Source organism: Litorivivens sp. (assembly GCF_041624475.1).
GTDB lineage: Bacteria > Pseudomonadota > Gammaproteobacteria > Pseudomonadales > Spongiibacteraceae > Litorivivens.
Genome location: NZ_JBFJUX010000001.1, coordinates 554,506 through 580,415, shown reverse-complemented (window position 1 = coordinate 580,415; position 25,910 = coordinate 554,506). Strand labels below are relative to the sequence as shown.

The window sequence follows — 25,910 nt, the reverse complement described above, 5'->3', positions numbered from 1 at the left end:
ACGACACGCACTCCACCCACCTTGGCTTTGCAGAAAACCTGACCATCTGCGCGTTGTGAATATTTACTTTTACTGATCCTGATCGGGCTCGCCAGCGAGTACGTACTTGTACCTACGGAAAACAGTCTAACGAAAAAGCCACATACCAAGGGTAGAAACCTATGCACACACTGATAAAAATTCCGGCCGCGCTGCTAAGCCTGGCCATCGTCGCAGGCAATCCCGCCTACGCATCCAGTCACCGGGAAGCTCCCTTTATCACCAACCTGCCAAAAGTCGACGGCACCGATTTTTACATGTTCCGCAGCTACGGCAGCGAGAGCGATACCACAGTCACCTTTATTGCCAACTACCAGCCCTTGCAGGATGCCTACGGCGGCCCCAACTATTTTGACCTGGATACGGAAGCCGTTTACGAGATTCACATCGACAACGACGGTGATGCAATCGAAGACATCACCTTCCAGTTCGACTTCAACGACGTCATCAATGACCTGAAGGTGCCCGTCAATGGCGAGATGGTTTCAGTCCCCTTGAAAAACATTGGCGGGATCGGGCCAAATGCCACTGATACCGGCAATGTCACTTCACGTCAGACCTACACCCTGACTCGCATCAACGGCCAGCGCCGCTCAGGCAATACCAGCAGCGTCACCAACAGCGCTGACGGTTCGTCTACTTTCCTGAAGCCACTGGACAATATCGGTACCAAATCCTTCAGTGATTATGCTAGCTATGCCAATGATCACATCTACAGTGTCGCCATTCCCGGCTGCGCTGATACCGGTAAGGTGTTTGTTGGTCAGCGCCGCGAAGGCTTTGCGGTCAACCTCGGCGAAGTGTTCGACCTGGTCAAGACTGACCCCGTTGGCCCGCGCAATGGCGAAACAAACGTCATCGCCGACAAAAACATAACGTCTCTGGCCCTTCAGATTCCCATCAGCTGTGTCACCAACGGCAACGAGCCCGTGATTGGTGCCTGGACTACTGCATCACTGCCACAGGCCCGCATACTTAACCCATCGCCCACCGCTGATGCCTTTACCGGTGGCAGCAACGGCAAAAAAGCGTCGGTCCAGGGCGGTGCCTTTACTCAGGTATCGCGACTGGGCATGCCGCTGGTAAACGAAGTGGTTATCGGCCTGAAAGACAAGGACCGCTTTAACGCCAGCCACCCCTCCGGTGATGGCCAGTTCGGCACTTACGTGACCAATCCGGTGCTGCCCGAGCTGCTGGAAATCCTGTTCGGTGTTACCGCACCCAACGTGTTTCCGCGAAATGATCTGGTGCAGGTTTTCCTGACCGGCGTTCCCAGCCTTAACCAGCCTGCCAGCGTAACGGCCTCAGAGATGCTGCGCCTGAACACCACCATTGCAGTCACACCGGCGGCCAGCCAATCCAGCCTTGGCGTGCTCGACGGCGACAATGCCGGCTTCCCCAACGGTCGTCGCCCCGGAGATGACGTGGTGGATATCGCGCTGCGCGCCGCCATGGGCGTCTTGCTCGGCTCCAACCCGGACGCCGGCGACAACATGCTGCCCTATACTGACGGCGCTATCGTCAGCGCGGCAGATTTTGACCAGGCCTTCCCTTACCTGAAAGCGCCCGTACCCGGCTCAAACTGAGGAAAAAGCTATGCGACACACTGTATTGAAAGCGTCGCTGTTCGCTCTGGCACTGGGTGGGCTGACCGCCTGCTCCAGTGACAGCGACAGTCTCGACCCGCGCTTTACACCCAGCGCCACCAACTTTACGACCTTTGTAAAAGATCTGTTTGGTGCCAATCCCGCGACGGCTGTGCCGACCGAGATCAACGATATCGACTTCACCTTTCTCGATAACACCAATCCGACAGCCTTTGACAATCAGCTTCAATGATTGATGGCTGGCAACACCGAACAATGGCCAGCGCTCTGTCGCTGGCCATTGTCGTTTTCGGGGTGGTCGCACCGATCAGCCTTTCGGCTGAAGTGCAGAGCGCACCACCCATTACCCTCCCCCAAGCCACGACCGTGATCTGGCAGAACGACAGCAATCACCCGCCAAACGGCAGCGAAGTCAACGAGACTGACACACTGGACCTCGTCCGCAGCCTGATCGAGCTCTCGCGGCAAAGCGGTGATCTGCGCGCCCTGGGCAAGGCGGAAGTCCTGCTCCAGCAAATACCGGCAAGCGATCTGGATGCCGCCGTATTAAGCGCCATTATTGACCAGCGAAAACACCTGTTCGACAAGGCCGCCGCCACCCTCAGCCGCGTGCTGGCCGCCCAGCCCAGCCACCCTCAGGCCAACTTTACCGCCTACAGCTTGGCCGTGGTGCAAGGCGATTACCAACAGGCCGGCGAGGGCTGCCGTCGACTTGGCAGCATCGGCTACAAGCTGATTGAACAGAGCTGCCGACACAACCTGATGGGCTTGAAGGGACAGACTCAGGAAGCTTTTGACGGACTGCAACGGGTGCTTAAAAACCCGCCGCCCCACACCCCCCAAGAGCGGGCATGGGCCCAGGCGACACTCGCGGAGCTCGCCGCCGCCATCAAGCACCCGGATACGCCAGCCCTCTACTATCAGACACTGGCGCTCGCACCGGAAGACCACTACAGCGCAGCCGCTCTCGCCGACTGGTATCTGCAACACGACAAGGCGCAATCGGCACTGGCCATACTCAATGGTCGCCCGGCCTCAGACCGATTGGACATTCTGCGACTGATCGCCCTGCGCCAAGTCGGTTCACCCGAGGCTGAAAGTCTGCGCCGTGCAATGCGCGAGCAGTTCAGCTCCGCGGACCAGCGTGACAGCGCCATTCATCTGCACGAGCACGCACGGTTTCTGCTGGATGTTGAACAGCAACCCCAAGCCGCGCTGGAACTGGCAAAGAAAAATTATGAGATTCAGAAAGAACGGGCAGACAAACGCCTGCTGGAGCGCGCCCGCCGCGCCGTGGAGGCGAGCCAATGAAGCGCGCAGTGATCGCAATACTCTTGTACGGCTTCGCCGTTAACACCGCGTTTAGCCACGAAGCCAGCACCAGCTACCTCTATTGGCACAGCGAGCAGCCCAATACGCTCCGACTGGATCTCGCCCTCACCGATGTCATGCTCCATCTGACGCCAGACACTCCGTCAAAACTGATCTGGGGCGAACTGGAAAATCAAGCTAACGCCATTGCCCGACACGTGGTCACCGACATTGTCATTCGTAAGGGACAGACCGCTTGCGAGCTTGAAGCCGAGTTGAGCGGACTGACCGAGTACGCCGAGGAAAGCTTCAGCGTCTGGCAAGTACACTGGCAGTGCCCGCAAGAGGCGGGCATTTTCCAGCCGACAACGCTTGATTATCGTCTCCTGTTTAACGAGGACAGCCTGCACCGGGCAGTACTGACCCGCCATGCTCCCGGCATGTGGCTGCTGCCCTCGGGTATTCAGGTACTGAAACCGGACTCACTACCTTCCACCCTGCTCCCCCCGGTCAGCCAGAACACCGCCTACGGCGCGCTCGCGGCGCTACTGACCGCGGCGGTGCTGCTGATAGTGCGGATCAGGCGGTTGTCATCGCGGCAAAGGGCTTAGGCTGCGACGGCAGAGAATGCCGCAGGATGCGATAGAGCACCTGACCGAACTGTGACGACAGCGAGCCCACATTGTAGTGCTGGCCGTATTTTTCGCAGATGGTTTTGACCTCGCGGGACAATTCGCCGTAACGACGGGCGGGCACGGTCGGAAACAGATGGTGCTCGATCTGGTGGCTCAAATTGCCGGACAGAATATGAAAGATCTTGCCGCCTTTCAGATTGGATGAGCCGCGAAGCTGGCGCAGGTACCAGTGCCCCTGCGTTTCATTCTCTACCACAGACTTGGGAAAAACTTCTGCCTTGGCTGTAAAGTGACCGCAGAAGATAATCATGAACGTCCACAGGTTGCGCATCAGATTGGCAACCAGATTACCGCTGAACACCGTGAGGAAAAACGGGCCCGCCAACAGCGGAAAAAACAGATAGTCTTTCAGCAACTGAAACCGCATTTTTTTAGCCAGCGGCTGCCATTGTTTTTTCAGTTCAGCTTTGGATTTTCGACCACTCACCACCTTGCCCAGCTCAAGATCCTGAATCGCGACCCCCCACTGAAACAGCACCGCCAGCAGCGCTGCCCAAAGCGGTTGCAGGAGGAAGAAGGGACGCCAGCGCTGCTCGGGGAACAGGCGCAGCAGGCCGTAACCGATATCGTTGTCCATGCCTTTGATATTGGTGTAGGTATGGTGCTCATAGTTGTGCGTTTTGCGCCACATATCGGCAGTTCCGACAATATCCCACTCATAGGTTTTGCCACTGAGTTCGGGTTCGTTCATCCAGTCGTACTGACCGTGCATGACGTTGTGGCCGAGCTCCATGTTTTCCAGAATCTTGGACAGGCCCAAGAGTAGAGTGCCCAGTATCCAGGCCGGTGGAAATACCCCGACAAACAACAGCGCCCGCCCGAGAAACTCGGTGTAGCGCACGGTTTTCAGAATACGTTTGATATAGCGCGCATCGGCTTCGCCGACGTCGGCCAGTGCCCGTTTCTTCAGGGCATCCAGTTCGTCACCAAACTGTTGCAGTTCGTCGGGCGCCAACGCCCGGCTGGTTGATGAAGTCATAGTGAATTTCCCTTTAAAGATCGAGTTGCAGATCGCTGACAGCCTGGCTTACGCAAAGCCGGGTAGCCTGTCCGCTGTGAAATTGTCCGGTAGTGATATCCCGCGTGCGGCCGCTGGCCGTCGCGCAACTGCAGGTATTGCAGATACCCATCCGGCAGCCCGACTCAACGGCAACGCCCTGACGCTCCAGTGCGTCGAGCAGCGTTTCCTGATTGGAGACCTGCAGTACTCGCTGGCTTTGCAGCAACGTGACGGAAAGGGTCTCCGCCTTTTCAAGCGTTGGCGCTGCCTTCAGCGGGCTGAAAGCCTCCGCGAAAATTTGCCGGGCGCGATCAGCCATCAACGCCCGCGCGCTTTGGACAAAACCGGAACCGCCGCAAATAAAGATGAGGGGCTGAGCGGCTTTTTCACTCACCCCACTACCAAGCAGATCATTCAGTTGTTCGGCGCCAATGCGCCCGGATACCGCTTTTCCGTCCAGCGGGCTCTGGGTGGTCACGCGGTGAAGTGCAAAATTGGTATGTTGTTGGGCCAGCGCATCGAGCTCGGCGTTAAAGCAGAAATACGCAGGGCTGCGCTCCCAGTAGAGCAGCGTCACTTTAGCCGCAGGGCTCTGGGCCAGCCGCGCCCGGATCAGGCTTATAAAAGGCGTGATGCCGCTGCCGGCGGCCAGCAGAACCATGTGATCCTCGGGCTCCGGCTGAATCTGCGCCAGCGTCATATCGCCAAATACACCATTAATTTCCAGCACCATTCCGGGCCTGGCCTCGCGGCAGAGCCAGTCGCTCATCACACCCTGCGGATCTCGGCGCACGGTTACAGAGACAAGCCCCGCCTGATCCGGGCTGCTGGTAAAACTGTAACTGCGAGTAATGCGGCGCCCGCCGATGGTCGCAGACAGATTCATATGCTGGCCGGCGTCGTAGCCGGGGAAGTTGCCGTTCGGCCTCAGCGTCAGACTGATGGTGTCCTCCGCTTCCTCGTTACAGCTGACTACCCGCGCAAAGCATCGCTCCCAGGCGGTAATGGAACCCATCTCGCGAGCCCAGAAATCGTACTGGTCGGGGGAAATAACGTTTTGCAGCAGTCGTTTAGCGGTATGTGCGCGCAACATGAAGCTTGCCTCTATCAATGTTCATTTTTTGCACTATACACCTGTATATACATACGTCAATACATTTGTATATATAACCGTCTTTACATCCGTGTATACACGGCGGGAGCGCTGCGCTAGGCTGTGCGAAATGCGAGTCTGGTCAGCCAGTTAGCTCCAAGCAGTAGCCATCAGGAAGCCGTTGATGAATTCCGAGAAAAAAATCGAGACCGCCGCGAGCGCTGGCAAACGCAAGAAACCGATCACCGCCCAGGATCTGATGAACGCCGCCGTCAAATTGCTGGACTCCCACCGCAGCGTGTCCTCCCTGAGCCTGCGGGAGATCGCCCGGGCGGCGGGCATTGCCCCCAATTCCTTCTATCGCCATTTTCGGGATGTGGACGACCTGGCGGTGGCCCTGATCGATCAGGCGGGGCGCAGTCTGCGCGGGGTTATACGCGAGGCGCGGCAGCGGCTGTCGCTGGAGCGCAGCGCGATTCGCACCTCCGTCGAAGCCTTTATGGAGCAGCTCGATGCGGAGCAGAAAACCCTTCATATTCTGCTGCGCGAGATGTCCATCGGTTCACCGGCCTTTCGTCAGGCGGTTGATCGGGAGCTGCGTTACTTTGAGGATGAGCTGTGCGAGGAATTGACGCGTATGGCAAAGGTCACCGGCCACGCCACCTACGAACCGGCGCTGGCGTCCAAAGCCATTACCCGACTGGTGTTTACCATGGGCGCAGCCGCCGCCGACCTGCCGCCTGAAGAACGGGGGCAGATCATTGACGAGACCGTGGTCATGATCAAAATGATTATGGAAGGTGCACAGTCGCTGGCGAAACGATCGGCGAAAAAATAGCGTTAGCACTGCCTGCACAGACACCGCTTCACGCCGACGATCGCTGTTCAAACCACTGCTGAAAGGCCTCGCTCATAAACCTGACAAAACAATTCAAGCGCGCGTTCTGACGCATATCCGGGTGATGCAGAATCCAGATACCGGTATCAAAGTTTTTGCCCGGTGCGGCAAGCTCGACAAGCCCTTCTGCAGACTCGCTGGGCAACAGCGCCACACCCAAACCCTGCCGCGCCAGTGCGGCAGCGGCGCGCAAAGAGCCGGCGCGGGCGACCACCTGAAAACGCGGCAATTGTTTATCCAGCCACTGACAAGCGGGGATTTGCAGTAGCTTGCCCTCCGGCGCGATAACCGGCGCCGCCGTGGCCGCCGGCAGCACTGCTGGTAACTCACCCAGCGACGACAGGCCGTAAAAGCCCCAACCCATCTGTCCCAGACGCTTGCCAATCAGGTAATCCGGCGGCGAATTGGTTGCTCTGAGAGCAATATCCGCTTCGCGCCGCGCCAAATCCAGATGCTCCTGATCCGCCCGCAATTCCACCGTAATCTGCGGATACTGACGACAGAAATCCGCAATCAAGCCGGGCACAATCCAATCAAGGAAAGTATCGGGACAGGTGAGGCGAATAGAACCTTCAAGCAGGGTATCGCGACCGGCCACCTGCCGCTCCACATCGTCCATAACATCAGCGACCTGGCGCACCCGGGCATACAACTGCTGACCGAGATCGGTGAGCTGATAACGGTTGTCGAGCCGATCAAACAAACGGGCCTGCAATCGCTCTTCCAGCTGATTGATGCGCCGGAACACGGTTGAGTGGTTCACCCCCAGCGAGCGGCTGGCGGCGCTGAGTGAACCGCCCTCGGCCACCGCATGGAAAAAACGCATGTCGTCCCAGTCTTTCACAGACGCTTTCCTGCCGCGTCGTAGCCGGGAAATTCGTGGCGGTGATGGGGCCGTTGATAATCGATGTCCGGCCCCACCGGCACAATCGCCGTCGGATTAATCGTCGCGTGACTGCCGTAGTAGTGGCGCTTGATATGACTGAAATTCACCGTCATCTCGACCTTCGGCCACTGATACAACTCGCGCACATAATCTGACAGTGCAGGAAACTCCTCCAGTCGCTGACGGTTGCATTTGAAGTGGCCGTGATAGACCGCGTCAAACCGGATCAGTGTCGTAAACAGCCGCCAGTCCGCTTCGGTGATTCGCTCCCCCACCAGAAAGCGGTGCCGCGACAGTTTGCTTTCGACAAAATCCAGCGCCTCGAACAGACTTTCATAGGCCTCTTCATAGGCCGACTGGGTCGTGGCAAAGCCCGCCTTATACACGCCGTTATTGATTCGGTGATAGACGTAGTCATTGATATCGTCGATCTCGGCGCGCAGCGCTTCGGGATAGTAATCGTCGCGACTGCCGGTCAGGTCATCAAAGGCGGCGTTGAACTGGCGAATGATTTCCGAGGATTCGTTGTTGACGATGCGCTCGCGCTTGCTGTCCCACAGCACCGGCACGGTGACCCGCCCGGTGTAGTCCGCCTGATGTCGGGTATAGAGCTGGTGCAACACCTCGCTGTGATACAGGGCATCACCGGTGGAACCACTGGCCCGGTCAAAGGTCCAGCCCTGTTCCAGCATCAGCGGGCTGACCACTGACACGTCAATTAGATCCTCCAGCCCTTTGAGCTCGCGAAAAATCAGGCAGCGGTGCGCCCAGGGGCAGGCCAGTGACACATAGAGGTGGTAGCGGCCTTCCTCTGGTGGGTGCTCACTATCACCAATCACCCCGCGAAACTGACTCTCGGAGCGTTCGAACTTGCCACCCGTCTTGCTGGTGTCGTACCACTTGTCCTGCCATTGACCTTCTACCAGTAAACCCATGCTCTACTCCTGTTCGCGTTTCAGATGTCAGCTTGCTGCTAAATCAGGTACGCAGTGAAACACAGTACAGATCCACAGTATCTTTGCATTTATGCAATATCAACAGGCACATTTTGCCAATTTAAAAACAATACTGCCTAGGCAAAAATGCACAGCGTTGTTACCCCTAACCCTAGATTGGAGAACTATCATGCACAGCATCAACTCCGCACAAGCCGGTACCGCCCTGCTTCGTATCAGCCTCGGCGTCATTTACCTGGCGCACAGCGTCTACCTGAAACTGTTTGTGTTTACCCTGCCCGGCACTGTTGCCTTCTTTGAGTCGCTGGGCCTGCCACCGTTCATCGCCTACGCCACGTTTCTGGCCGAGGCCGTTGGCGGTTTCGCTTTGGTGATTGGCTACCAGAGCCGTGTGGTCGCAACCGCGCTGATTCCCATCGCACTGGGCGCCACCTGGGCCCACGCCGGCTTCGGCTGGGTATTTAGTGCCGCCGGCGGCGGCTGGGAATACCCTCTGTTTCTGACCGTGGCCACCGCCGTCGTGGCGCTGCAGGGCGATGGCGCCTTCGCTGTCGCGGGCAATGACGACGCCGTTCCCGTCCACGCCTGATCCCCCCTTGCGCCGGCTGGCTCCATACAGCCGGCGCCTTTTTTTGCTTGTCAGGCAGAGAGGCGACGCTTATGTTTATCGCCCATGAATGACGCTCACGATCTCAACCTGATTCTCGAATCCCGCACGCCGCTGGTGGTGCTGGAAACCCATGAAGAAAACCGCGCCCTGCAATTGCTGACCCGAGTGGCCATTAAACGGTCCTGCGCCCTGCACTGCTGGTCGGCGACCGAAGGCATCAATCATCTGAGCTTCGGCCAGAAGATTGAAGGGGGCGCGGATCTCGACGATCCTGAACAAGCCCTTCGCGCCATAAAGCAGCTGCAACAGCCGGCCCTGGTTGCTCTCTGCGACTTTCACCCCTACCTCACCAACCCCTTGATTATTCGTCTGCTAAAAGACATCGCTCTGCGCGACGACCGCAATCGCCCGACACTGGCACTGATCAGCCACAATCTGAAAATGCCGCCGGAACTGTCGCGCCTGACCGCCTACTTTCGCCTGCGCTTGCCAACAGAGGCCCAGCTCGAAGCGATTATTCGCGAGGAGGCCAGACTCTGGGCCAGCGAAGGTAAGGGCCATCGAGTGCGCACCGATCAGCAGACACTGGCGCAATTGATGACCAACCTTAAGGGCCTCAGCTTTGACGACAGCCGCCGCCTGATTCGCAGCGCCATTCGGGACGATGGCGCCATTGACGAAAGCGACCTGCCGGAAATCAATCGCGCCAAGTTCCAGCTGATGGACATGGAGGGTGTGCTCAGCTTTGAGTACCAGACCGAAAAGTTCTCCAGTGTGGGCGGCCTCAAGGGGCTGAAGCACTGGCTGGAACAGCGCAAAGGCGCCTTTCTCAATGGCGGACTCAAAGGTGACACCCCCAAAGGGGTAATGCTGCTGGGTGTGCAGGGCGGCGGTAAAAGCCTGGCCGCCAAAGCCATTGCCGGCGTTTGGGGTCTGCCCCTGCTGCGGCTCGATTTTGCCGCGCTCTACAACAAATACATCGGGGAAACCGAAAAGAATCTGCGCGAAGCCCTGCAACTGGCCGAACTGATGTCTCCCTGCGTACTGTGGATTGACGAAATTGAGAAAGGTCTCGCCAACGGCAGCAGCGACGACGGCACCTCCCGGCGCATTCAGGGGACCCTGCTGACCTGGTTGTCCGAGCGCAGCAAACCGGTCTTTGTGTGCTGCACGTCCAACGATATCAGCGGCCTGCCGCCGGAGCTGGTGCGCAAGGGCCGGCTCGACGAGATATTCTTTGTGGACCTGCCCGAGGAGGCAGTGCGCCAGGACATATTTGCCATTCACCTGCAAAAGCGCGATCAAAGCCCCGGCCTGTTTGATCTGCCCCTGCTGGCGCAGGCTAGCGCCGGCTTTTCCGGGGCGGAAATCGAGCAGGCGGTAGTGTCCGGCCTGTATACATCCCTCGCCCAGGGTGGTGACCTCACCACAGACACTCTGCTGGAAGCCCTGGCCAGAACACGACCGCTGTCGGTGGTGATGTCGGAGAAAATTCAGGCTCTGCGCGACTGGGCCAAAGGCCGCACCGTGTCCGCCTGAGGACCCGGATTGCGGCAAGTACTGACCTATTTTGTCCTTGACCGACTGCGGGGCTCGCGTCGACACTGAATGGCAGATCCCAACGAGGAATAGCTGTGCAGTCGTCACCCCATCCGGAACCGCCCGAGTTGTGGCACTCCCTGTCAGAGGGCGCCCGCGCCCTGTTGGAAGTTAACCAGCTGCTTCTGTCTCGCCCCCTGCTGCAACGCATGCCGCGCGGCGATGGTCACCCGGTAATGACCTTGCCCGGATTCGGTGGCGCGGACGGTTGCATGGCACCGCTGCGCGGCTGGCTGAACCGCTGGGGCTACGATGCCCGACCCTGGAATCTGGGTCGCAATTTCCCGAAATACCGCATGACCTCGCTGGACGCCGCGATGGAATTTCGCGAAAAAATGGTGATGCGCGCGGCCAGGGAACTTGAGAAAATCTTTGCTGAAACCGGCGACAAAGTCAGCCTGATCGGCTGGAGCATGGGCGGTCTGTACGCCCACGAGCTGGGTCAGAAACACCCGGAGTGGGTACGACAGGTGATTACGCTGGGAACGCCGCATGGCGACCCGCGTGGCACGGCTGCCTGGGACATCATGCGTCGCCTTTACAACAGCGAAGTACCGGAAGAGGTGCAGGATATTTCAGGCTGGATGGGCACCAATATGGAAAACGTCGCGGTACCCGTGACCGTTATTTTCAGCCCCACTGACGGCATAGTGAGTCAGGAAGTGGCAACCTTACGCCACGCCAACGTCAACCATCTGGCGGTCAATTCCAGCCATATGGGTTTTGCGCTCAATCCAAGGGTGTACCGGCTGATTGGCCGACAACTCGCGCGACCGGTATAGTCGCGCCAGTCATTTACAGGCCGATAAAGGGCTTCATCAGGGTGGGAATCAGGCCGCGGAATTTCAGGCCGCCATCCATACCCGCCAGACAGATACAGGGTTCATCTTCAAAGGCCATCGGCTGGTGCTCAACGCTGCCGTCGAGATCGGCAATATCGCCAACGTTAAAGCTACCCAAGGCGTCGTGATAACCGCCCTGCATGATCAGGGTCAGCTCTGAGCCCTTATGGGTATGAACCGGCATGGCCAGCCCCGCGCCAATGCGGAGCATGAAGGAGCGGCCTTCGGTCAGCGGCAACTCCACCTTTTCAATACCCGGCGCCAGCTTGCGCCACTTCAGCTGGTTGTAGTGATCGATCTGCAGCAGGTTTTTCAGCGCACGGGGCAACAACACACCTTCATTAAGGGGCACTTGCTGAGCTGCAGAGGCGGGCCGGGGCGATGTCGCCGGCTCGGGCTGGTTGTCCAGCATCGACAGCATCGCTTCACGCGCTGAAGTCGATACCGGCTTAACCGGTAAACGCTCGAGCATCTGGCCACCCAGCGCTTCCGCATGTCGCAATTCTTTGCGACAGTGCGCACACGCCTCGGTGTGACAGGCGACTACCAGCGCCATAGCCGCGGGCAATGAGCCCGCCGCATAGGCTGCCAGCGTTTCCGCCTGAAGATGGTGCTCAACGTTCATGTTTCCTCTCCGTACTTCTTGCGCAGGCTCTGTAGCGCCAAACGCAATCCTGACTTCACACTGCCCAGCGGCATGCCGGTATCAGCGGCAATCTCACTGTGGCTCTTGCCTTCAAAATAAGCCATGTATACCACCTGCGCCTGATTCTGAGGCAGGGCGGCCAGGGCCTCCTGTATTCGATCGGAGTCGAGTTCGCCGGTATCTTCTTCCGGGTCCAGTGCACCGACGCCCGCCTCCAGGAACTCATCTTCCAGCTCGTAGACCTTAGCCCGCTGCTTGCGCAGACGGTCAATCCACAGGTTTCTTGCCACCCGGAATAACCAGGTGCTGACCGCTGCCTTCTTGGGCTGATAAAGATGCGCTTTGTTCCAGAGGGTCAGCAGCGCCTCCTGCGTCAGGTCTTCGGCCATACCGGCCTCAACGCCCTGTCCCAGCAGATACGCATTTACCCGCGGTGAAAAGTGGTCAAACAGGGCCATAAAGCTCTGCTTGTCTCTCCCTTCAGCGACCTTGGCCATGCAATCAATCCAGTACTTGGGATCGATACCTTCGCCGAGGCTGTCTGTCATTCCTACTCCTTACATCTGCACATACGCGGCTGGCAGAGAAATGGATCACTTAATTTCAATGCTCAAGTAGAGCATATTCTGCAGCCCAACGACACAGTGCAGGCCGCGCGGGCGTTGCCTTCACCCTCCGCTCAGCGATACCATGAAAGCCTGCTGTCAGGAGACATCCATGCCTCATCAATCGCCCGCCCAAACTCGCCAATTTGCTGATCTGATTGGAAATACTCCACTGGTTTACCTGCGCGGCGCATCGGAGCTGACCGGCTGCCACATCTACGGCAAGGCGGAATTCCTGAATCCCGGCGGCAGTGTCAAAGACCGCACCGCGCTCGGCATTGTACGCGCCGCCGAAGCCAGCGGCGAGCTGCAAGCGGGCGGCACCATTGTCGAAGGCACCGCCGGCAACACCGGGATCGGCCTGACCCTGCTGGCCAATTCACTGGGCTACAAATCAGTCGTGGTGATGCCCCAGTCACTGAGCAAGGAAAAAATCGAACTGCTCGACCTGTACGGCGCCGACCTGCGACTGGTCAAGGCCACCAGTTACGATGACCCGAATCATTACATCCACACCGCCGAACGCCTGGCCAAGGAGCTTTCCGCCAAGGACCCTAACGGCGTGGTATGGGCGCGACAGTTCGACAACACAGCCAACCGCGACATTCATTACCAGACCACCGGTGCGGAAATCTGGGATCAGACCGACGGTAAGGTTGACGGCTTTATCTGCGCGGTGGGTACCGGCGGCACGTTGGCCGGCACCGCCATGGCCCTGCGTGAGCGCAACGCTGCCGTCAAGATCGGGCTGGCCGACCCCCAGGGCTCGGCGCTCTTCAGCCATTACACCAATGGCGAGCTCAATGCCGAGGGCCGCTCCATCGCCGAAGGCATCGGCATCAGTTTTGTGACGGGTAACCTGCAGGGCATCGACATTGATATGCCCTACCAGATTTCCGACGCCGAGGCGCTGCCCCATATTTTCAACATGCTTCGCCACGAGGGCCTGTGTCTGGGCGGTTCTTCGGCAATCAATATCGCCGGGGCCGTGCGCATGGCACAGGACATGGGGCCAGGACACACCATTGTCACCATCCTCTGCGATTATGGCGATCGCTACAAAAGCAAACTTTACAATCCGGTCTATCTGGAACAGGTAGACCTGCCGGTTCCGGACTGGCTGCGCATCTGACATCGAATACCAAGAATAAAAAGAGGCATAACCATGGATATGACCAGCATCATCACCCTGATCATTGCGGCTTTTCTGCTGATGTACGCCGTCACCCTCTACAACAATCTGGTGGCGCTGAAACATTCGGTCTCCAAACACTTTTCCAATATCGATGTGCTGCTTAAACAGCGTCACGACGAACTGCCCAAGCTGGTGGAAACCTGCCGTCAATACATGCAGTACGAACAGCAGACACTGGAGAATGTGATCGAGGCCCGCTCCATGGTGGCCAAGGCCCAGGCCAGGCGCGATGTTAAAGCTCTCGGCGAGGCAGAAACCACACTGCGCGCCGGGCTGGGCAATCTATTTGCTCTCGCCGAGAACTACCCGGACCTGAAAGCGGACTCATCCTTCCAGCACCTGCAACAGCGCATTACTGCATTGGAGAACGGTATTGCCGATCGCCGCGAGTCCTACAATGAAGCGGTAAATAACAACAACGTGCGCATTGAGCAGTTCCCCGATGTCATTATCGCCCGCTTTCTCAATTTCGAAGCCTTTGATCTGCTGGAATTCAGCGAAGAAGAATTAAAAGACGTCGATATGAAGGCCCTGTTCAAATAAAAGCCTCAGTAATCTTCCATGGACAGTTTCAGTGACTATTTCTGGGTAGAGCTCTTTACCCTCGGGCTAGCTTTGTTTGGCTGGATCGCCAGTTTCAGCGCGCTGAAGAAAGCGCGGCTGATTGAAGACACCCCCACCTCGAAAATCCGATCGGCGCCTCAGGGTTATGTTGAAATCGTCGGGCTTTGCGAAGCCCACCCTGAAAATGGGCCACTGCGGGCCAAGCTCACCGGCAGGCCTTGTGTCTGGTATCGCTACAAAATTGAACGCTATGAATCCACCGGCAAGACCAGTCGCTGGCGCACCCTGGAAAGTCAGTCGAGCAAGACACCGATCATCCTGAACGACCAGACCGGCCGCTGTTTTGTTCACCCCGACGGCGCCGATGTGTCGCCCAGAATCAGCAAAACCTGGCACGGCAACTCGCGCTACCCCAGCTCAACCCAGAGCGGCGGCCTGTTCAGTCGCCGCTACCGCTACACCGAGTACCGCATCGAAGAAGGCCAGATGATTTACGCACTGGGTCACTTTGAAACCCTCCACCCTCCTTCTGTGGAGAGCCAGGCCAAGCGCAACACCAACGCCCTGATCAGCGCCTGGAAACGCGACTACGACAATCTGGTAGCCCGTTTTGACCGCAACGGCGACGGCGAAATCGATATACAGGAATGGGAAGCGGTCCGTCAGGAAGCCCAAAGAGAAGCGCGGGCGGCGGCCAAAGACAACTACGACCACACCCCGGTCAACGTGATGAGCTACAGCCCGGTGCGCAGACAGCCCTTTCTCATCTCTACCCACGAACCCAAAGCCCTGAGTCGCCGCTACCGCTGGCAGTTTATTGGCCTGGGCGCGCTGGGCGTGGCCTGCACACTGATATTTATCGGCTTTCTGCCCGGTGCCTGGCAGGCCTGGCATTGGCAGTAGCTTCCGGCACGCATGTGCAAAACAGTGAAGCAGTCGGCAACATCATTTTTTCAGCAACCGCTATAATCAATTTTGGTAATAATTGGTTATAGCGCTGTAGCAAACCTGCGCTTACCCCGTTATCCGCCGCACACACGATAAGAAAAGCAGGCTATGGGACGGACAACAGATACACGCGAACGCATACTCGACACAGCGGAAGAGCTTTTCGCCCGCTATGGTTACGCTGCCACCTCCATCACGGATATCGCCGACCGGGTGGGCATTCGCGGGCCCGGCGTATACAAACACTATCGCAACAAGCTGCATATCTATGAATGCGTACTGGCGCGCCTGTTCGACCCTCTACACGACGTTATTGAATCACTCAGTCACGGCGACACACCGGAAGACATGATGCGACAAGTGCGCGTAGTGCTGACCAACCACGCCGAACGTCCGAATATGGCGAGGCTGATTCAACACGCCACCCTGGCCAACGATGAGACACTTAAAATCCTGGCTGACAAGTGGTATCGACCCTTCTTCTCTTACATTTCCGAGTTGTCTGCAACCACAGAAAAGAGTTGGATTAACATCCCGTCAGTGATGACCTTTCACTGCATGATTCTGGGTTATATCACGCTGGCCCCTCTGCACGCCCGGATCTTTGACCTGGATCCACTCAGCGATAATCTGGTGCAAACCCAACTCGATTTTCAGCATAAACTGCTGGAGCTGATCGGCGACGAAGCCTGAGTCCAACTGCCCGTTCTTTAAGTCAAAAAAAAGCCCCGCCGAGGCGGGGCTTCTCACGTCTTTAGCTTCAGACCTTACTGGTTATCGAGCAAACGTTGACGCAGCGCGTTAGCCAATTTGCGTGCATCGTAGGCGCCAGCGCTGTCCGGCATCGGGTTCTTGCGCATGACTACCTCCAGGCTGTATTTGTAGGACGAACGACTGGTTGACGTCGTTATACCAGAACCCGGTGTCACTACCGTACCGCCACTCACTACCGTATCGCAGTTACCCAGCAGGTCGCAGTTGCGATAGTAGGTCTGGGTCTGCTGATAAGTCGCACCAAAACCGGTATCGGTGGTCGTTGTGCGGGTTTTCTTGTCCTCATTGCGGTCCGCCGTTTCGAACCAATCGTAGCCCTTAGCCAGGGTCAGCTCGGCCGCACGCAACAAGGCATAGTCTTGCACTGTTTCCGCCGGCGTCACGCTGTTACCTTCAAAGGTTACGCGATAGCGGTTGTCGCCCAAAGGCGTTTCGGTATAACCATAATCCCCACGTTCTTCTGCTGGCTTGTACGGTGTATCTGATGCGCAAGCCACCAGCAGTGCGGATGAAAGCACAATCAAACCTGTAAGCCATGTTTTCACAATATCCTCCTTTCGTTTTCTTGAGTGCTGGCGGCCTTCCGCCAGCATTTGTGGGCAGTCTAACGGATAGAGCTGAACATGAGCTTAATGTCGAAGAGCCGCCTCGAACGATGGTATAGTTTGGCCAATAACAAAGGGGAACGTTCCGTGGAACATCCAGCCATTCCCGGTTACAGCATCAGCCGACCTTTGGGCAAGGGTGGCATGGCCGTGGTCTACCTGGCCACACAGGACAGCAGCGGGCGCCAGGTCGCGCTCAAGGTAATGGCCAAACACCTGCAGGCCGACCCCAGCTTCGGTGAACGATTTCTGCGCGAAGCACGCATCTGCGCAGAGCTGAAACATCCCAACATTGTCACCATCCGCGATGTGGGCCAGCACGAGTCCTATCGCTATATGGCTATGGAAGTGCTGTCAGGCGGCGACCTGAAAACCCGCATGAAACAAGGCCTCCCCATTCGCGACAGCATTGATATCGTGCGCGGCATCGCTGCCGGCCTCGACTATGCCCACAAGAAGAACTTTATTCATCGCGATATCAAACCCGAAAATATTCTGTTTCGCGACGATGGCACGCCGGTCATCTCGGACTTCGGCATCGCTCGCAATACCGACCCACAATCCCAGATGACCAAAACCGGCACGGTAATCGGCTCGCCCCACTACATGAGTCCGGAGCAGGCCGAAGCGGCGCAGCTGGACAGCCGCACTGATCTCTACAGCCTTGGTGTCATTCTCTACGAGATGCTGACTGGTCGCGTTCCCTTCAAAGGGGAATCCGCCATTTCCATCGGCATAAAACACATCACCACACCGCCGCCACCGCTGCCTTCCACTGTGGCGCACTTCCAACCTTTTATTGATAAAGCTCTGGCCAAGGATCGCGACGAACGCTTTCAGACCGGTGCGGAATTGATCGAGGCGCTCGAGAAAGCGATTGAGGGCTTCAGCGAAGACAACGCTGCCACGGTGGTACTTAGCCGCAACGATGCAGAGCAAACAGTTTCAACCATCCAGCGCAACGACAGCAACCACCAGACGGCTGTCAGACCGGGCAAAAAACCACGGGCGAAAACCACAAGTCGCGCGCTCGCCCTATGGATTGCTGCGGGGCTGGCAGCCCTCGCGCTACTGGCAGGCAGCGGCTGGTATTTTCTCGAGAATAAATCCGGAACGCTCCAGTCGCTGACCAGCCCACTAAATGCGGAAGAAAAACAACTGCTGGCTCAGGCAGAACTTGCCGCAGAAGAAGGTCGCTACTATTCCCCCCCCGGCAACAATGCCCAGTTTTATCTGACGGCGCTGATGGCGCGCAACCCGCACTCAACAGACGCCAAGGCCGCTATTACCCGACTGTTTTCCACCTACCTGACTGAAGCAGAGCAGGCGATTGCGGGCAACAACCTCAGGCGCGCCGATGCCTTTCTGAATCAGGGTTCTCAGATTACGTTTTATATCGACGATCAGGAATTGCTGGCACAGCTCCGACATCTGCGTAACGAAGCGAACGCGGCACGATATTGAGGTTAACAGGGCTTACGATTTGAAAGAGAAGATCAGCTCGACATCTCCAAGGGTCAGCTGATCGCCATCTACCAGCTCAACTTCGGTTACCTTGCGTCCGTTGTGAAGGACACCATTGGAAGAGTCGCAGTCGCGCAGGTACCAGCGGCCGTCCACGCATTCCAATTCCGCGTGCAGAGACGACACCGCGCGAGCATCAAGTCGTATCTCACAGCCGGGATCGCGACCGATCCGACTTAAGCCCTCACCAAGTGCAAACCGCAGCCCGACAACCGCCCCTCCACTAACCAACAGCGAGGCTAAGGGCAAGGATGCCGATGGAGATGGCGATGCAGGTTCCGGCTTGCTGACACGGGCATTGCGCTCAAAGGTAACAACCCCCTCCGACGCCTCAGCCGCTTTAACGGGATCAAACTTGGCGCTGCCGGCTTTCGACGAGGGCGCGGCCTCTGCTGGAGTACCGGCAGCGACCTCAGGCTCGGCAGGTTTCTGTCCGGCGGTTTCAGTTTGGGATTCAGGCGCTGCTTCAGCCTGCACGACCTCGTACCTAGCCGCGTCAAAACGCACGATATCGCCAGCCTTCAGTACGACGACATTGATGCGGTGATCGTTGACGAAGGTCCCATTGGCAGACCCGGTATCCTGCAGATAGAGCTTGTCATCCTTGATCAGAAAGGCGGCGTGTCTGCGCGAGACATGGGGCTCGCTCAGTACCAGCGCGCAACCATCTTCGCGCCCCACTGTAAATTCGTTCGCCAGTACGATGTCACCCGCATCAGCATCACAGGGACGCAGCGCCCAGACTGACTGCCCCACCTCGCCAGAATTCATCAGCTACCCTGCAGTAGAAAATAAATCGCCGCTAGCGCCAAGGCGCCGCCCAGCCACAACAGCGGCCTCGAAAACTTGCCCGCCTCCGCAGCAGATACCGCTTCAGCCTCCCGGAGTCCTTCGGCGGACGACGGTGCCTGCACCAGGACCACCGTGACATTGTCGGCGCCGTTATTGGCCAGGGTTTTTTCTATCAGACTGTCGGCGATGGCATCCAGGTCATCCAGTTCGCGGAAGCTCGCGACGATATCTTCGTGCTGGACGTAATCGTTGAGGCCGTCGCTGCACATGAGCAAAATCTGCCCCGGCTCAAACTGATCGCGAATGGTATCAACCTGCAGCTTTTCGAGGTTGTCCTGCCCAAGCGCCTGCAGCACGATATTGCGCCCCGGGTGACTGGCCGCCTCATCTTCGTTGATGTGCTGCTCTTCCAGCAGGCGCTGAACCAGAGAGTGATCCCGGGAAATCTGCTCCAGGCCGCGCTGCTCACTCCAGAGATAGCAGCGGGAATCCCCCACCCAGGCAATTTCAAAACCGTTTTCCTTAACTTGCAATGTGACAACCGTGGAGGCCATGCCTGGGCGGCCCCGACCTTTTTCCGGTGCGGCCAGAATAGCCTGGTGAGCCGCCTCGATAGCACTCTTCATATCACGGCCGGCAGCGACTTCATCGCGGATTACCTGACAGGCAATTTCACTGGCGATTTCACCGGCATCGTGGCCGCCAACACCATCGGCGAGAATCCAGAGATCGTGCTCCGGTGCCGCGGCAAAATTGTCTTCATTGTTGCTGCGAGAACAACCGACATCTGATCGGGCTGCGTATTTCAACATGCCGTGCGCTTACCTGTCGTTATTGATTTTACAACGCAATAGCATGGCACCCGCTTTATACCCTGCTATGAACATAAAAATGAGTATAAGCGATTCGTCACTAATAGCCAGTCAGTGCCTGGCGGACAATTCACGCAGGTCACTGCTGTAGCGGCGGCAATTGCGCCACAGCCAACGCTCGCGATCGCGTAACCGCTCCCGCATCGCACTGCGGCTGGCATACTGACGCAACAGGTAACCCTTGCGCAGGGCCTGCTCCAAGCTTAAGGCTTCCAGTTTAGTACGACGACAATCGGACCAGTCAGCGGCCTGAATCAGGCCGCAACAGGATAAGAAGAAAAACAGAATTAACGACTTCACAATGACCTCCCTGTCATGTCTGCAATGAGTTTCAGTCTACATGAAAAATTCCAGACCAACAGTCACCAGATCGTAGTCGGCCACCACATCAGAGCCGTTGTCCTTGAACTCAAAACGGTCGTATTCGATTTTGATACTCATGCCCGGCGCGCCGCTGAAACGAAAACCGACACCCCAGTACGGATCAACGCCATCTTCGTAATAGCGGGTAACAAAATTAGTACCGGCCTGATGCTCATCAGTCACCTGCTCCCAGCTGAGAATGCCACCCTTAACAAAAAAGCTGCTGTACTCGCTGAGCGGCAAGTCCAATTGCAGGTCAAAGCCTACACCGTAGGTATCCGCTTCCGCAGAAGCTGTTGGCGTGGCGACGGCGGACTGCCCGAAATTAATATAGGAAATATTGCCCCCCAACAGGCCGGTGCGCAAACCGATACCGGCGCGAAAGGCGATATCCTCGTCATCGATATCGGTGCCTGGGGGAAAGTCGTCCGGATTGATGTCCTGGCGGGCCTGCCCGACGTCAACGTGGAAATTCAGTGACGAAGACGGATAGTGCTCCGCCAGAGCAAGTGAAGTGAACAAGAGGCCCTGCGCCCCGACCAGAAATAGCTTTTTCATGTGACCTACCCTCATAAGGCTTGATCACATGCTGCGCCCGCTCAACTGAACCTTAACTGAACCGTTTCAGTGTTTGAGAAAGCTCGCCAGAGTCAGGCGCTTAACTTCTTCTATGCGTTCAAACACCGGATAGCCCGGGTCGTGAACCCAGTTGATGATGGTGGCGTTGATCAGACCGACGATCATTTCACCGATAAACTCTGCGCTATAGCTCTCAGACACATCGCCGAGCCGCAAGCCGTCGCGGACCAGCTCACTGAAGGCCGCGTTCAGATCGCCGAGGCGCTGTCCGATCTGGCTGTTCTCGCTGGACAGGTCCAGCAACGCCTGATGCACCAGGCAGCGCTCCAGCTCTTCATAACGCTGCAGGTTGTCTATCATCACACCGTAGATATATTCGACCCGCTCGCGGGTTGAGTCGTATTTCTCCAACGCCAACTCAATCACATTTGAGGTTTCATCGTAGAGCATGGAGTCGCTGAGTGCGCGAATCAGATCCTGCTTCGAGCTGTAGTAGTTGTAGAAGGTTTTGCGGGCCACCTCCGCCGATTCACAGATTTCCTCGACGGTGGTCAACTCAACGCCCTTGGCGCTGAACAGCGCCAGCGCGGCCTCGTTAATACGGCCGCGCACTTCCATTTTGCGCTGCTCGCGGCGGCTGAGATTGCTCTCATCCGCCGATTTGATGACAGTAACGGTCGTCATTGCGCTCCAATTACAAAACGTTAGGGGGTACAGGGTTAACCTGATTGATTATACCCTCGATACGCTCGCGCAGGGCCGTATCCGATTTTTCGGTGCTAGGGCGAATCCAGAACTTGTCTTCTTTCAGCGCCTTGAGTGCATAATCAGCGACTTCCTGGGGCGAGGTGGTCTCCAGCTCCATGCCAAACTGTTCCATCATCTTCTTCATATCGTCGACCGAGCTGATCCCCGAAGCTTTGACGCCGCTGCCGGGCAGGTCTTCAGGCCGCACCCGCTCGGAGTTAAACAGACCGGTATCCACCACATGGGGGCCAGGGAACAGCGCATTGATTTTCACTGGCGACTGCTTGGCCAGCATCTGGTAATACAGGGTTTCGGTAATCGCCATCACCGAGGCTTTGGTGGTGGTGTAAATTGGCGCATCCGGCAGCATCAGGAAGGCCCCATTGCCCGAACCGGTGACTATAAAATGCGCCTCTTCATTTTGCTCTACCAGCCTCGGCATAAAGGCCTTGATCGAGTGAATCACACCCCAGACATTGACCGAGAAGGCCCACTTCCAGTCATTGAGGTTGTAGTCCCACATATCGCCGGCCTCACCCGCGCCGATACCCGCGTTGGCAAACATCAGATGCACTGCACCGAATTCAGCGAAGGCTTTATCCGCCAGGGCATCGAGGTCTTCCTGCTTGCTCACGTCAGCCCTGACACCCAACGCCTCAGTACCGCGCTCCTTGAGGGCAGCGACCGCCACATCCAGCGCCTTGGTATCGACATCGGCAAGAACGATTTTCGCCCCCTCTGCCGCCAGCGCCTCACCCAGCGCGCGACCGACACCGCTGGCACCACCGGTAATAACCGCGACCTTGTTGTTGAAATCCTTCACATGACACCTCGTTGGACAGTTATGGTTATGCTCTTTAACTGAACTCTATTACAGCCCTTCAAAATTTTACACACTTGTTACCTTTTTTTAATTTCCGCAGCCGCCCGCCCCCAACTGGAGACCCCAGGCCGCTGATGGCATAATGCGCGCCTCCCCAACACAGCCACAGGACACTGCATGAAAACGCTGGACGCGTTCCTCGACGACAGCTCTATCGACGCCCCCCTGGCCGAAGTGATCCTTCGCCTGGCCAGCTGTTGCGAAGCCATCAACAACCAGTTGCAACGCGGTGAACTGGCGGGCATTCTCGGCAGCGCCGGCGCGGATAATGTGCAGGGCGAAACCCAGAAGAAGCTGGACGTCATCGCCAACGACATGCTCAAGGATGCCCTGAAGGCCTGCCCCGAGGTGCGCGGCATCGCCTCTGAAGAAGAGGATGAGGTGGTCGGCGCCAATCTGGACGGCCGCTACCTGGTGACCTACGACCCCCTCGACGGCTCGTCCAATATAGATATCAACAGCATGGTCGGCACCATCTTCTCGGTGCTGGAAAGCGGCGAGCGCGGCGCCGCCGTGAGCGAAGCGGAATTCCTGCAGCCCGGTCGCGCCCAGAAAGCGGCCGGTTATGTGCTCTACGGCCCATCGATGATGCTGGTCTTCTCCACCGGCGACGGCGTCACCATGTTTACCTTCGACCCCGAGCAGGGCGCCTGGCTGCAAACCGTTGAGCGGGTTGAACTTGCCCCGGACACCAAAGAATTTGCCATCAACATGTCCAACCACCGCTTCTGGGCAGAGCCGATGCGCAACTACATTAACGACCTGCTTCAAGGCAGTGACGGCCCGCGCGGCAAGAATTTCAATATGCGCTGGGTGGCGGCTATGGTGGCGGACGTACACCGCATCCTGTGTCGCGGCGGTCTCTTCACCTACCCCTGGGATGCACGCAAACCCGATCAGGCCGGCAAGCTGCGGCTGATGTACGAAGCCAATCCTATGGGGCTGTTGGTAGAGCAGGCTGGCGGGGAAGCGTGGACCGACAGCGGCAAGATTCTAGACATTCAACCGGAGAAAATTCACCAGCGGGTGCCGGTGATTCTGGGCTCTGCGAATGAGGTGAAAAGCTGTGTGGAATACCACCAGCGCTGAGCAATCGACGGGAAGGCCTTACCTTCCCGCAGCTGGATTGATTAGAGCGTAAACACCCCGTCCTTCAGCTGGGCAGTGCGCCCCACAAATTCTTCTTCCATCGCTGCCGCCATCAGCTCAGGATTTTCATTGTAGGCAATGGTGCGCTTGCCGTTCGGCAGGGTCACTACCACCACCGCGCGCCAGGGATTGTCGCCCTGAAACAGCACGGTGCAACCGACAATTTTCCCCTCTCCGCTGTCGACTTTCACCAATTCCAGCGGCGGCGCCTCGGCGCGTGCCTCATCCGTCAGGTCAGCAAAGCCAAAGCCGTTGGGATTGGGCTCAGTCGACCACACGCCAAAACCCTGTTTGGTCAGCATGCCGCTGACAGAGGTGACATAGCCTTTCTTGCCCGGCTGCTCACGCAGCAGTTCGGCCATACGCGCAGTGGACTGCAGCACGTAGTTGTTGAGCGGGCCGCCACCGAAGGTCATGCCGCCGGTAACGGTGATTTGCTGATCCAGCGAAATGCCGATCTCCCGCGCATAAATCTGCACCGCAGAGGGGAAGCAGCTGTAGAGCTCCAGCAGATCGATTTCGTCGACGGTCATGTCCGCCAGCTCCAGCGCTTTCTTACCCGCCAGTCGCGCGCCGGGGCAGCCGGCCAGATCAACCCGCTGGGAAGTATTCACCATGAAATTGCTTTCGGTACTGGTCTGTGGGAAAACCCACTTGTCGCGGGGAATACCCAGTTCTTCGGCTTTGGCCACCGAGCAGAATAGCAGCGCGCCGGCCTGATCCACGTTCCACTGACTGTTGTGGTACTTGGTATAGGGGAAGGCGAGCATCTTGTTTTTGGGTGAGGCATTGCGGATCTGCTCGGCTTTCATGCCGTCGCGATTCCAGGCGTGGGGATTGTCTTTGGCCACCTCCGCCATGCCTTCGTAGAGGGCCGCAACGCGATCGCGGTGCGCATCGAGAGATTCACCCTGCGCTTGACGCAGGGCGCTTTCCATCAAGGCGTAAAAACCAACGGGCATACCCAGACCGGCCTCAGACTCGACCTCAGACCAGATTTCCTGCTCCGGCTCCAGATGCACGTCAGGCTCTGCGCTCTGCGCACTTTCTGGCGCTTCAAGCCCTTGAATGGTGGCCTGCAGGGCGCGGAATTTAGCCTCGCCACCGGCAACCAATGCCACGTCAATTTCACCGCTGTCGATACGGCGACAGGCATCAGCAAACAGACTCTGTTGCAGGATGCCGATTTCCGCCAGCACGGTGGTCGCCTCGGGGGCGCCAAGGGCCTCGCCAATCGCTTTGGCGGGATTCTGGTAACTCCACACACCCTTGGGCACACTGATTCGCTGCACCGCCTGCAGCAGCTCGGGAGCGCCGCAGTCGTCACCGGCAGCACGGGCCGCTCGAATCATCAGTTCAACAGCCTCATCAGCCTTTGACAGGTCTGTTTCACGCTGGTTGATAACCCCGATTCCGACCAGTACCGGCGTCGTTGGCGATAGCGATAGCGACATTATGCCCCCTTGGCTTATTAGCTGTGTTGTTAAAAGAAGTGTCAGTTTGCGCGAATAACCAGTGTAACAAGTTTTGGTTTACCTGCCTCTTCGCCCCAGACTGCCAGAGCCACCTGCGAGGGGAAGCTGGCCAGTCCCTCAGGCAGCTCCATCATGGTGCTTTTAACCTTATCTGTCAGCGCGCCAAGCGCGGGCAGTTTATCCACATCACGGGCAGCAACCCCCAGCGCTTTGAGCTGAGCCGAGCCGACCGCAAGCATCTCTACCGACTCCAGGTCGGCTGCCAATACATCATTGATATCCAGCAGGCCGGTTTTGTCCGCGACCTGACTGCCTAACCTCGCCTCAAGACGCTTCAGGGCAATGCCGCCACTGCCATTGCCATCGAGCGAAAGCAATTGGCTGTAGAGGGCCAGCATCGGTGCGAGCAACGGGGACATGCCATCAGTGGAGGCCAGTGTGATACGGGCGTCCGGGTGAAACTGTGCGCCTGCAAAAGGCTTACGATCCACGCGGAATTCACCCGGCATATGTGCGGAGGGCTCGCCTCCGGCAACAGCCGCAAAAGACATCGGACAGGCAGAGAGCGTCAGCACGGCCAATACGGCGCGCGCCATATGGGATTCAAGCATGTCAAAATCCAAACAGGACGAGGTTCAATCAGGCCAACCCGC

Annotated in this window: 29 protein-coding genes; 14 read left to right on the top strand and 15 right to left on the bottom strand. The window is 57.7% G+C overall.

Annotation, left to right across the window (positions count from 1 at the left end):
- Nucleotides 1-161 precede the first annotated feature (161 nt).
- The 4 genes from ABY734_RS02700 to ABY734_RS02685 are packed head-to-tail and all read left to right on the top strand — an operon-like array spanning nt 162 to nt 3,568.
- Nucleotides 162-1,625 carry a DUF4331 domain-containing protein gene (locus ABY734_RS02700; protein ID WP_372777426.1) on the top strand — a complete coding sequence of 488 codons (1,464 nt, stop codon included), beginning with the start codon at nt 162-164 and terminating at the stop codon, nt 1,623-1,625.
- A gap of 10 nt (nt 1,626-1,635) precedes the next feature.
- On the top strand, nt 1,636-1,878 hold the full coding sequence (locus ABY734_RS02695) for a hypothetical protein (RefSeq protein WP_372777425.1): 243 nt from the start codon (nt 1,636-1,638) through the stop codon (nt 1,876-1,878).
- On the top strand, nt 1,875-2,957 hold the full coding sequence (locus ABY734_RS02690; RefSeq protein ID WP_372777424.1) for a hypothetical protein: 1,083 nt from the start codon (nt 1,875-1,877) through the stop codon (nt 2,955-2,957). Before ABY734_RS02695 ends, ABY734_RS02690 begins: the two co-directional genes overlap by 4 nt.
- Nucleotides 2,954-3,568, top strand: a complete 615-nt coding sequence (locus ABY734_RS02685) for a hypothetical protein (RefSeq protein WP_372777423.1) — start codon at nt 2,954-2,956, stop codon at nt 3,566-3,568. Before ABY734_RS02690 ends, ABY734_RS02685 begins: the two co-directional genes overlap by 4 nt.
- On the opposite strand, the gene ABY734_RS02680 is transcribed toward ABY734_RS02685, so the two are convergent.
- Both ABY734_RS02680 and ABY734_RS02675 read right to left on the bottom strand, forming a co-directional pair.
- The gene (locus ABY734_RS02680; protein WP_372777422.1) at nt 3,537-4,631 is read right to left on the bottom strand and encodes a fatty acid desaturase; all 1,095 of its coding nucleotides are present in this window, start codon (nt 4,629-4,631) and stop codon (nt 3,537-3,539) included. The two genes, ABY734_RS02685 and ABY734_RS02680, sit on opposite strands and share 32 nt — an antisense overlap.
- Before the next feature lie 13 nt (nt 4,632-4,644).
- Nucleotides 4,645-5,745 (bottom strand): flavin reductase family protein, encoded by a 1,101-nt coding sequence (locus ABY734_RS02675; RefSeq protein ID WP_372777421.1) that lies wholly within the window; start codon nt 5,743-5,745, stop codon nt 4,645-4,647.
- A 184-nt stretch (nt 5,746-5,929) separates the two neighbouring features.
- Here ABY734_RS02675 and fabR point away from each other — a divergent pair, with 184 nt between their 5' ends.
- Nucleotides 5,930-6,583 carry an HTH-type transcriptional repressor FabR gene (gene fabR / locus ABY734_RS02670; protein ID WP_372777420.1) on the top strand — a complete coding sequence of 218 codons (654 nt, stop codon included), beginning with the start codon at nt 5,930-5,932 and terminating at the stop codon, nt 6,581-6,583.
- Nucleotides 6,584-6,611: 28 nt separating this feature from the next.
- On the opposite strand, the gene ABY734_RS02665 is transcribed toward fabR, so the two are convergent.
- Both ABY734_RS02665 and ABY734_RS02660 read right to left on the bottom strand, forming a co-directional pair.
- Nucleotides 6,612-7,487, bottom strand: coding sequence for a LysR family transcriptional regulator (locus ABY734_RS02665; RefSeq protein WP_372777419.1), 876 nt, complete (start codon nt 7,485-7,487; stop codon nt 6,612-6,614).
- The gene (locus ABY734_RS02660; protein ID WP_372777418.1) at nt 7,484-8,464 is read right to left on the bottom strand and encodes a glutathione S-transferase family protein; all 981 of its coding nucleotides are present in this window, start codon (nt 8,462-8,464) and stop codon (nt 7,484-7,486) included. The genes ABY734_RS02665 and ABY734_RS02660 overlap by 4 nt, the downstream gene beginning before the upstream one ends.
- Nucleotides 8,465-8,654: 190 nt before the next feature.
- On the opposite strand from ABY734_RS02660, the gene ABY734_RS02655 reads away from it, so the two are divergent.
- The 3 genes from ABY734_RS02655 (at nt 8,655) to ABY734_RS02645 (ending at nt 11,476) form a co-directional block, all read left to right on the top strand.
- On the top strand, nt 8,655-9,074 hold the full coding sequence (locus ABY734_RS02655) for a DoxX family protein (protein ID WP_372777417.1): 420 nt from the start codon (nt 8,655-8,657) through the stop codon (nt 9,072-9,074).
- Nucleotides 9,075-9,158: 84 nt separating this feature from the next.
- Entirely contained in the window at nt 9,159-10,634 is a 1,476-nt protein-coding gene (locus ABY734_RS02650; RefSeq protein ID WP_372777416.1) for an AAA family ATPase, read from the top strand.
- 95 nt (nt 10,635-10,729) lie between these two features.
- Nucleotides 10,730-11,476, top strand: a complete 747-nt coding sequence (locus ABY734_RS02645) for an alpha/beta hydrolase (protein WP_372777415.1) — start codon at nt 10,730-10,732, stop codon at nt 11,474-11,476.
- A 13-nt stretch (nt 11,477-11,489) separates the two neighbouring features.
- Here the strand turns inward: ABY734_RS02645 and ABY734_RS02640 are convergent, their stop codons facing one another.
- A complete protein-coding gene (locus tag ABY734_RS02640) occupies nt 11,490-12,161 on the bottom strand; it encodes a ChrR family anti-sigma-E factor (protein WP_372777414.1) in 672 nt (223 codons plus the stop codon).
- Nucleotides 12,158-12,730 carry a sigma-70 family RNA polymerase sigma factor gene (locus ABY734_RS02635; RefSeq protein WP_372777413.1) on the bottom strand — a complete coding sequence of 191 codons (573 nt, stop codon included), beginning with the start codon at nt 12,728-12,730 and terminating at the stop codon, nt 12,158-12,160. Before ABY734_RS02635 ends, ABY734_RS02640 begins: the two co-directional genes overlap by 4 nt.
- A gap of 169 nt (nt 12,731-12,899) precedes the next feature.
- Here ABY734_RS02635 and ABY734_RS02630 point away from each other — a divergent pair, with 169 nt between their 5' ends.
- The 4 genes from ABY734_RS02630 to ABY734_RS02615 all read left to right on the top strand — a co-directional run bounded on the left by ABY734_RS02630 (nt 12,900) and on the right by ABY734_RS02615 (nt 16,187).
- Nucleotides 12,900-13,919, top strand: coding sequence for a cysteine synthase A (locus tag ABY734_RS02630; RefSeq protein WP_372777412.1), 1,020 nt, complete (start codon nt 12,900-12,902; stop codon nt 13,917-13,919).
- Nucleotides 13,920-13,952: 33 nt separating this feature from the next.
- Nucleotides 13,953-14,525 carry a LemA family protein gene (locus ABY734_RS02625; RefSeq protein WP_372777411.1) on the top strand — a complete coding sequence of 191 codons (573 nt, stop codon included), beginning with the start codon at nt 13,953-13,955 and terminating at the stop codon, nt 14,523-14,525.
- 18 nt (nt 14,526-14,543) lie between these two features.
- Nucleotides 14,544-15,449, top strand: a complete 906-nt coding sequence (locus ABY734_RS02620; protein ID WP_372777410.1) for a GIDE domain-containing protein — start codon at nt 14,544-14,546, stop codon at nt 15,447-15,449.
- A gap of 153 nt (nt 15,450-15,602) precedes the next feature.
- Nucleotides 15,603-16,187, top strand: a complete 585-nt coding sequence (locus tag ABY734_RS02615; protein WP_372777409.1) for a TetR/AcrR family transcriptional regulator — start codon at nt 15,603-15,605, stop codon at nt 16,185-16,187.
- A gap of 74 nt (nt 16,188-16,261) precedes the next feature.
- Here the strand turns inward: ABY734_RS02615 and ABY734_RS02610 are convergent, their stop codons facing one another.
- Nucleotides 16,262-16,813, bottom strand: a complete 552-nt coding sequence (locus ABY734_RS02610; RefSeq protein ID WP_372777408.1) for a hypothetical protein — start codon at nt 16,811-16,813, stop codon at nt 16,262-16,264.
- A gap of 147 nt (nt 16,814-16,960) precedes the next feature.
- Here ABY734_RS02610 and ABY734_RS02605 point away from each other — a divergent pair, with 147 nt between their 5' ends.
- Complete coding sequence (locus tag ABY734_RS02605; RefSeq protein ID WP_372777407.1) at nt 16,961-18,337, top strand: serine/threonine-protein kinase; 1,377 nt, start codon at nt 16,961-16,963, stop codon at nt 18,335-18,337.
- Nucleotides 18,338-18,349: 12 nt separating this feature from the next.
- Here the strand turns inward: ABY734_RS02605 and ABY734_RS02600 are convergent, their stop codons facing one another.
- The 6 genes from ABY734_RS02600 to ABY734_RS02575 all read right to left on the bottom strand — a co-directional run bounded on the left by ABY734_RS02600 (nt 18,350) and on the right by ABY734_RS02575 (nt 22,573).
- Complete coding sequence (locus ABY734_RS02600) at nt 18,350-19,168, bottom strand: FHA domain-containing protein (protein ID WP_372777406.1); 819 nt, start codon at nt 19,166-19,168, stop codon at nt 18,350-18,352.
- Nucleotides 19,168-20,001 carry a PP2C family serine/threonine-protein phosphatase gene (locus ABY734_RS02595; protein WP_372777405.1) on the bottom strand — a complete coding sequence of 278 codons (834 nt, stop codon included), beginning with the start codon at nt 19,999-20,001 and terminating at the stop codon, nt 19,168-19,170. The genes ABY734_RS02600 and ABY734_RS02595 overlap by 1 nt, the downstream gene beginning before the upstream one ends.
- Before the next feature lie 111 nt (nt 20,002-20,112).
- Complete coding sequence (locus ABY734_RS02590) at nt 20,113-20,361, bottom strand: hypothetical protein (RefSeq protein WP_372777404.1); 249 nt, start codon at nt 20,359-20,361, stop codon at nt 20,113-20,115.
- A 36-nt stretch (nt 20,362-20,397) separates the two neighbouring features.
- Entirely contained in the window at nt 20,398-20,982 is a 585-nt protein-coding gene (locus ABY734_RS02585) for an outer membrane beta-barrel protein (protein ID WP_372777403.1), read from the bottom strand.
- A 66-nt stretch (nt 20,983-21,048) separates the two neighbouring features.
- Nucleotides 21,049-21,687: a TetR/AcrR family transcriptional regulator gene (locus ABY734_RS02580; RefSeq protein ID WP_372777402.1), complete on the bottom strand. Its 639-nt coding sequence runs from the start codon at nt 21,685-21,687 to the stop codon at nt 21,049-21,051.
- 10 nt (nt 21,688-21,697) lie between these two features.
- On the bottom strand, nt 21,698-22,573 hold the full coding sequence (locus ABY734_RS02575) for an SDR family NAD(P)-dependent oxidoreductase (RefSeq protein WP_372777401.1): 876 nt from the start codon (nt 22,571-22,573) through the stop codon (nt 21,698-21,700).
- Between the two features lie 177 nt (nt 22,574-22,750).
- Here ABY734_RS02575 and ABY734_RS02570 point away from each other — a divergent pair, with 177 nt between their 5' ends.
- Nucleotides 22,751-23,722: a class 1 fructose-bisphosphatase gene (locus ABY734_RS02570; protein ID WP_372777400.1), complete on the top strand. Its 972-nt coding sequence runs from the start codon at nt 22,751-22,753 to the stop codon at nt 23,720-23,722.
- Between the two features lie 41 nt (nt 23,723-23,763).
- On the opposite strand, the gene ABY734_RS02565 is transcribed toward ABY734_RS02570, so the two are convergent.
- Nucleotides 23,764-25,236 carry an acetyl-CoA acetyltransferase gene (locus ABY734_RS02565; RefSeq protein ID WP_372777399.1) on the bottom strand — a complete coding sequence of 491 codons (1,473 nt, stop codon included), beginning with the start codon at nt 25,234-25,236 and terminating at the stop codon, nt 23,764-23,766.
- Between the two features lie 41 nt (nt 25,237-25,277).
- Nucleotides 25,278-25,868, bottom strand: a complete 591-nt coding sequence (locus ABY734_RS02560; RefSeq protein WP_372777398.1) for a hypothetical protein — start codon at nt 25,866-25,868, stop codon at nt 25,278-25,280.
- Between the last annotated feature and the right edge of the window lie 42 nt (nt 25,869-25,910).

Excerpts from the sequence above, each read along its gene's own strand:
- ABY734_RS02655 (WP_372777417.1), top strand. The coding sequence starts at position 8,655 with ATGCACAGCATCAACTCCGCACAAGCCGGTACCGCCCTGCTTCGTATC.
- ABY734_RS02585 (WP_372777403.1), bottom strand. The coding sequence starts at position 20,982 with ATGAAAAAGCTATTTCTGGTCGGGGCGCAGGGCCTCTTGTTCACTTCA.
- ABY734_RS02660 (WP_372777418.1), bottom strand. The coding sequence starts at position 8,464 with ATGGGTTTACTGGTAGAAGGTCAATGGCAGGACAAGTGGTACGACACC.
- ABY734_RS02690 (WP_372777424.1), top strand. The coding sequence starts at position 1,875 with ATGATTGATGGCTGGCAACACCGAACAATGGCCAGCGCTCTGTCGCTG.
- ABY734_RS02600 (WP_372777406.1), bottom strand. The coding sequence starts at position 19,168 with ATGAATTCTGGCGAGGTGGGGCAGTCAGTCTGGGCGCTGCGTCCCTGT.
- ABY734_RS02560 (WP_372777398.1), bottom strand. The coding sequence starts at position 25,868 with ATGCTTGAATCCCATATGGCGCGCGCCGTATTGGCCGTGCTGACGCTC.
- ABY734_RS02695 (WP_372777425.1), top strand. The coding sequence starts at position 1,636 with ATGCGACACACTGTATTGAAAGCGTCGCTGTTCGCTCTGGCACTGGGT.
- ABY734_RS02580 (WP_372777402.1), bottom strand. The coding sequence starts at position 21,687 with ATGACGACCGTTACTGTCATCAAATCGGCGGATGAGAGCAATCTCAGC.
- ABY734_RS02570 (WP_372777400.1), top strand. The coding sequence starts at position 22,751 with ATGAAAACGCTGGACGCGTTCCTCGACGACAGCTCTATCGACGCCCCC.
- ABY734_RS02615 (WP_372777409.1), top strand. The coding sequence starts at position 15,603 with ATGGGACGGACAACAGATACACGCGAACGCATACTCGACACAGCGGAA.
- ABY734_RS02620 (WP_372777410.1), top strand. The coding sequence starts at position 14,544 with ATGGACAGTTTCAGTGACTATTTCTGGGTAGAGCTCTTTACCCTCGGG.
- ABY734_RS02625 (WP_372777411.1), top strand. The coding sequence starts at position 13,953 with ATGGATATGACCAGCATCATCACCCTGATCATTGCGGCTTTTCTGCTG.
- ABY734_RS02700 (WP_372777426.1), top strand. The coding sequence starts at position 162 with ATGCACACACTGATAAAAATTCCGGCCGCGCTGCTAAGCCTGGCCATC.
- ABY734_RS02680 (WP_372777422.1), bottom strand. The coding sequence starts at position 4,631 with ATGACTTCATCAACCAGCCGGGCGTTGGCGCCCGACGAACTGCAACAG.
- ABY734_RS02565 (WP_372777399.1), bottom strand. The coding sequence starts at position 25,236 with ATGTCGCTATCGCTATCGCCAACGACGCCGGTACTGGTCGGAATCGGG.
- ABY734_RS02595 (WP_372777405.1), bottom strand. The coding sequence starts at position 20,001 with ATGTTGAAATACGCAGCCCGATCAGATGTCGGTTGTTCTCGCAGCAAC.
- ABY734_RS02640 (WP_372777414.1), bottom strand. The coding sequence starts at position 12,161 with ATGAACGTTGAGCACCATCTTCAGGCGGAAACGCTGGCAGCCTATGCG.
- ABY734_RS02630 (WP_372777412.1), top strand. The coding sequence starts at position 12,900 with ATGCCTCATCAATCGCCCGCCCAAACTCGCCAATTTGCTGATCTGATT.
- ABY734_RS02650 (WP_372777416.1), top strand. The coding sequence starts at position 9,159 with ATGAATGACGCTCACGATCTCAACCTGATTCTCGAATCCCGCACGCCG.
- ABY734_RS02635 (WP_372777413.1), bottom strand. The coding sequence starts at position 12,730 with ATGACAGACAGCCTCGGCGAAGGTATCGATCCCAAGTACTGGATTGAT.
- ABY734_RS02685 (WP_372777423.1), top strand. The coding sequence starts at position 2,954 with ATGAAGCGCGCAGTGATCGCAATACTCTTGTACGGCTTCGCCGTTAAC.
- fabR (WP_372777420.1), top strand. The coding sequence starts at position 5,930 with ATGAATTCCGAGAAAAAAATCGAGACCGCCGCGAGCGCTGGCAAACGC.
- ABY734_RS02675 (WP_372777421.1), bottom strand. The coding sequence starts at position 5,745 with ATGTTGCGCGCACATACCGCTAAACGACTGCTGCAAAACGTTATTTCC.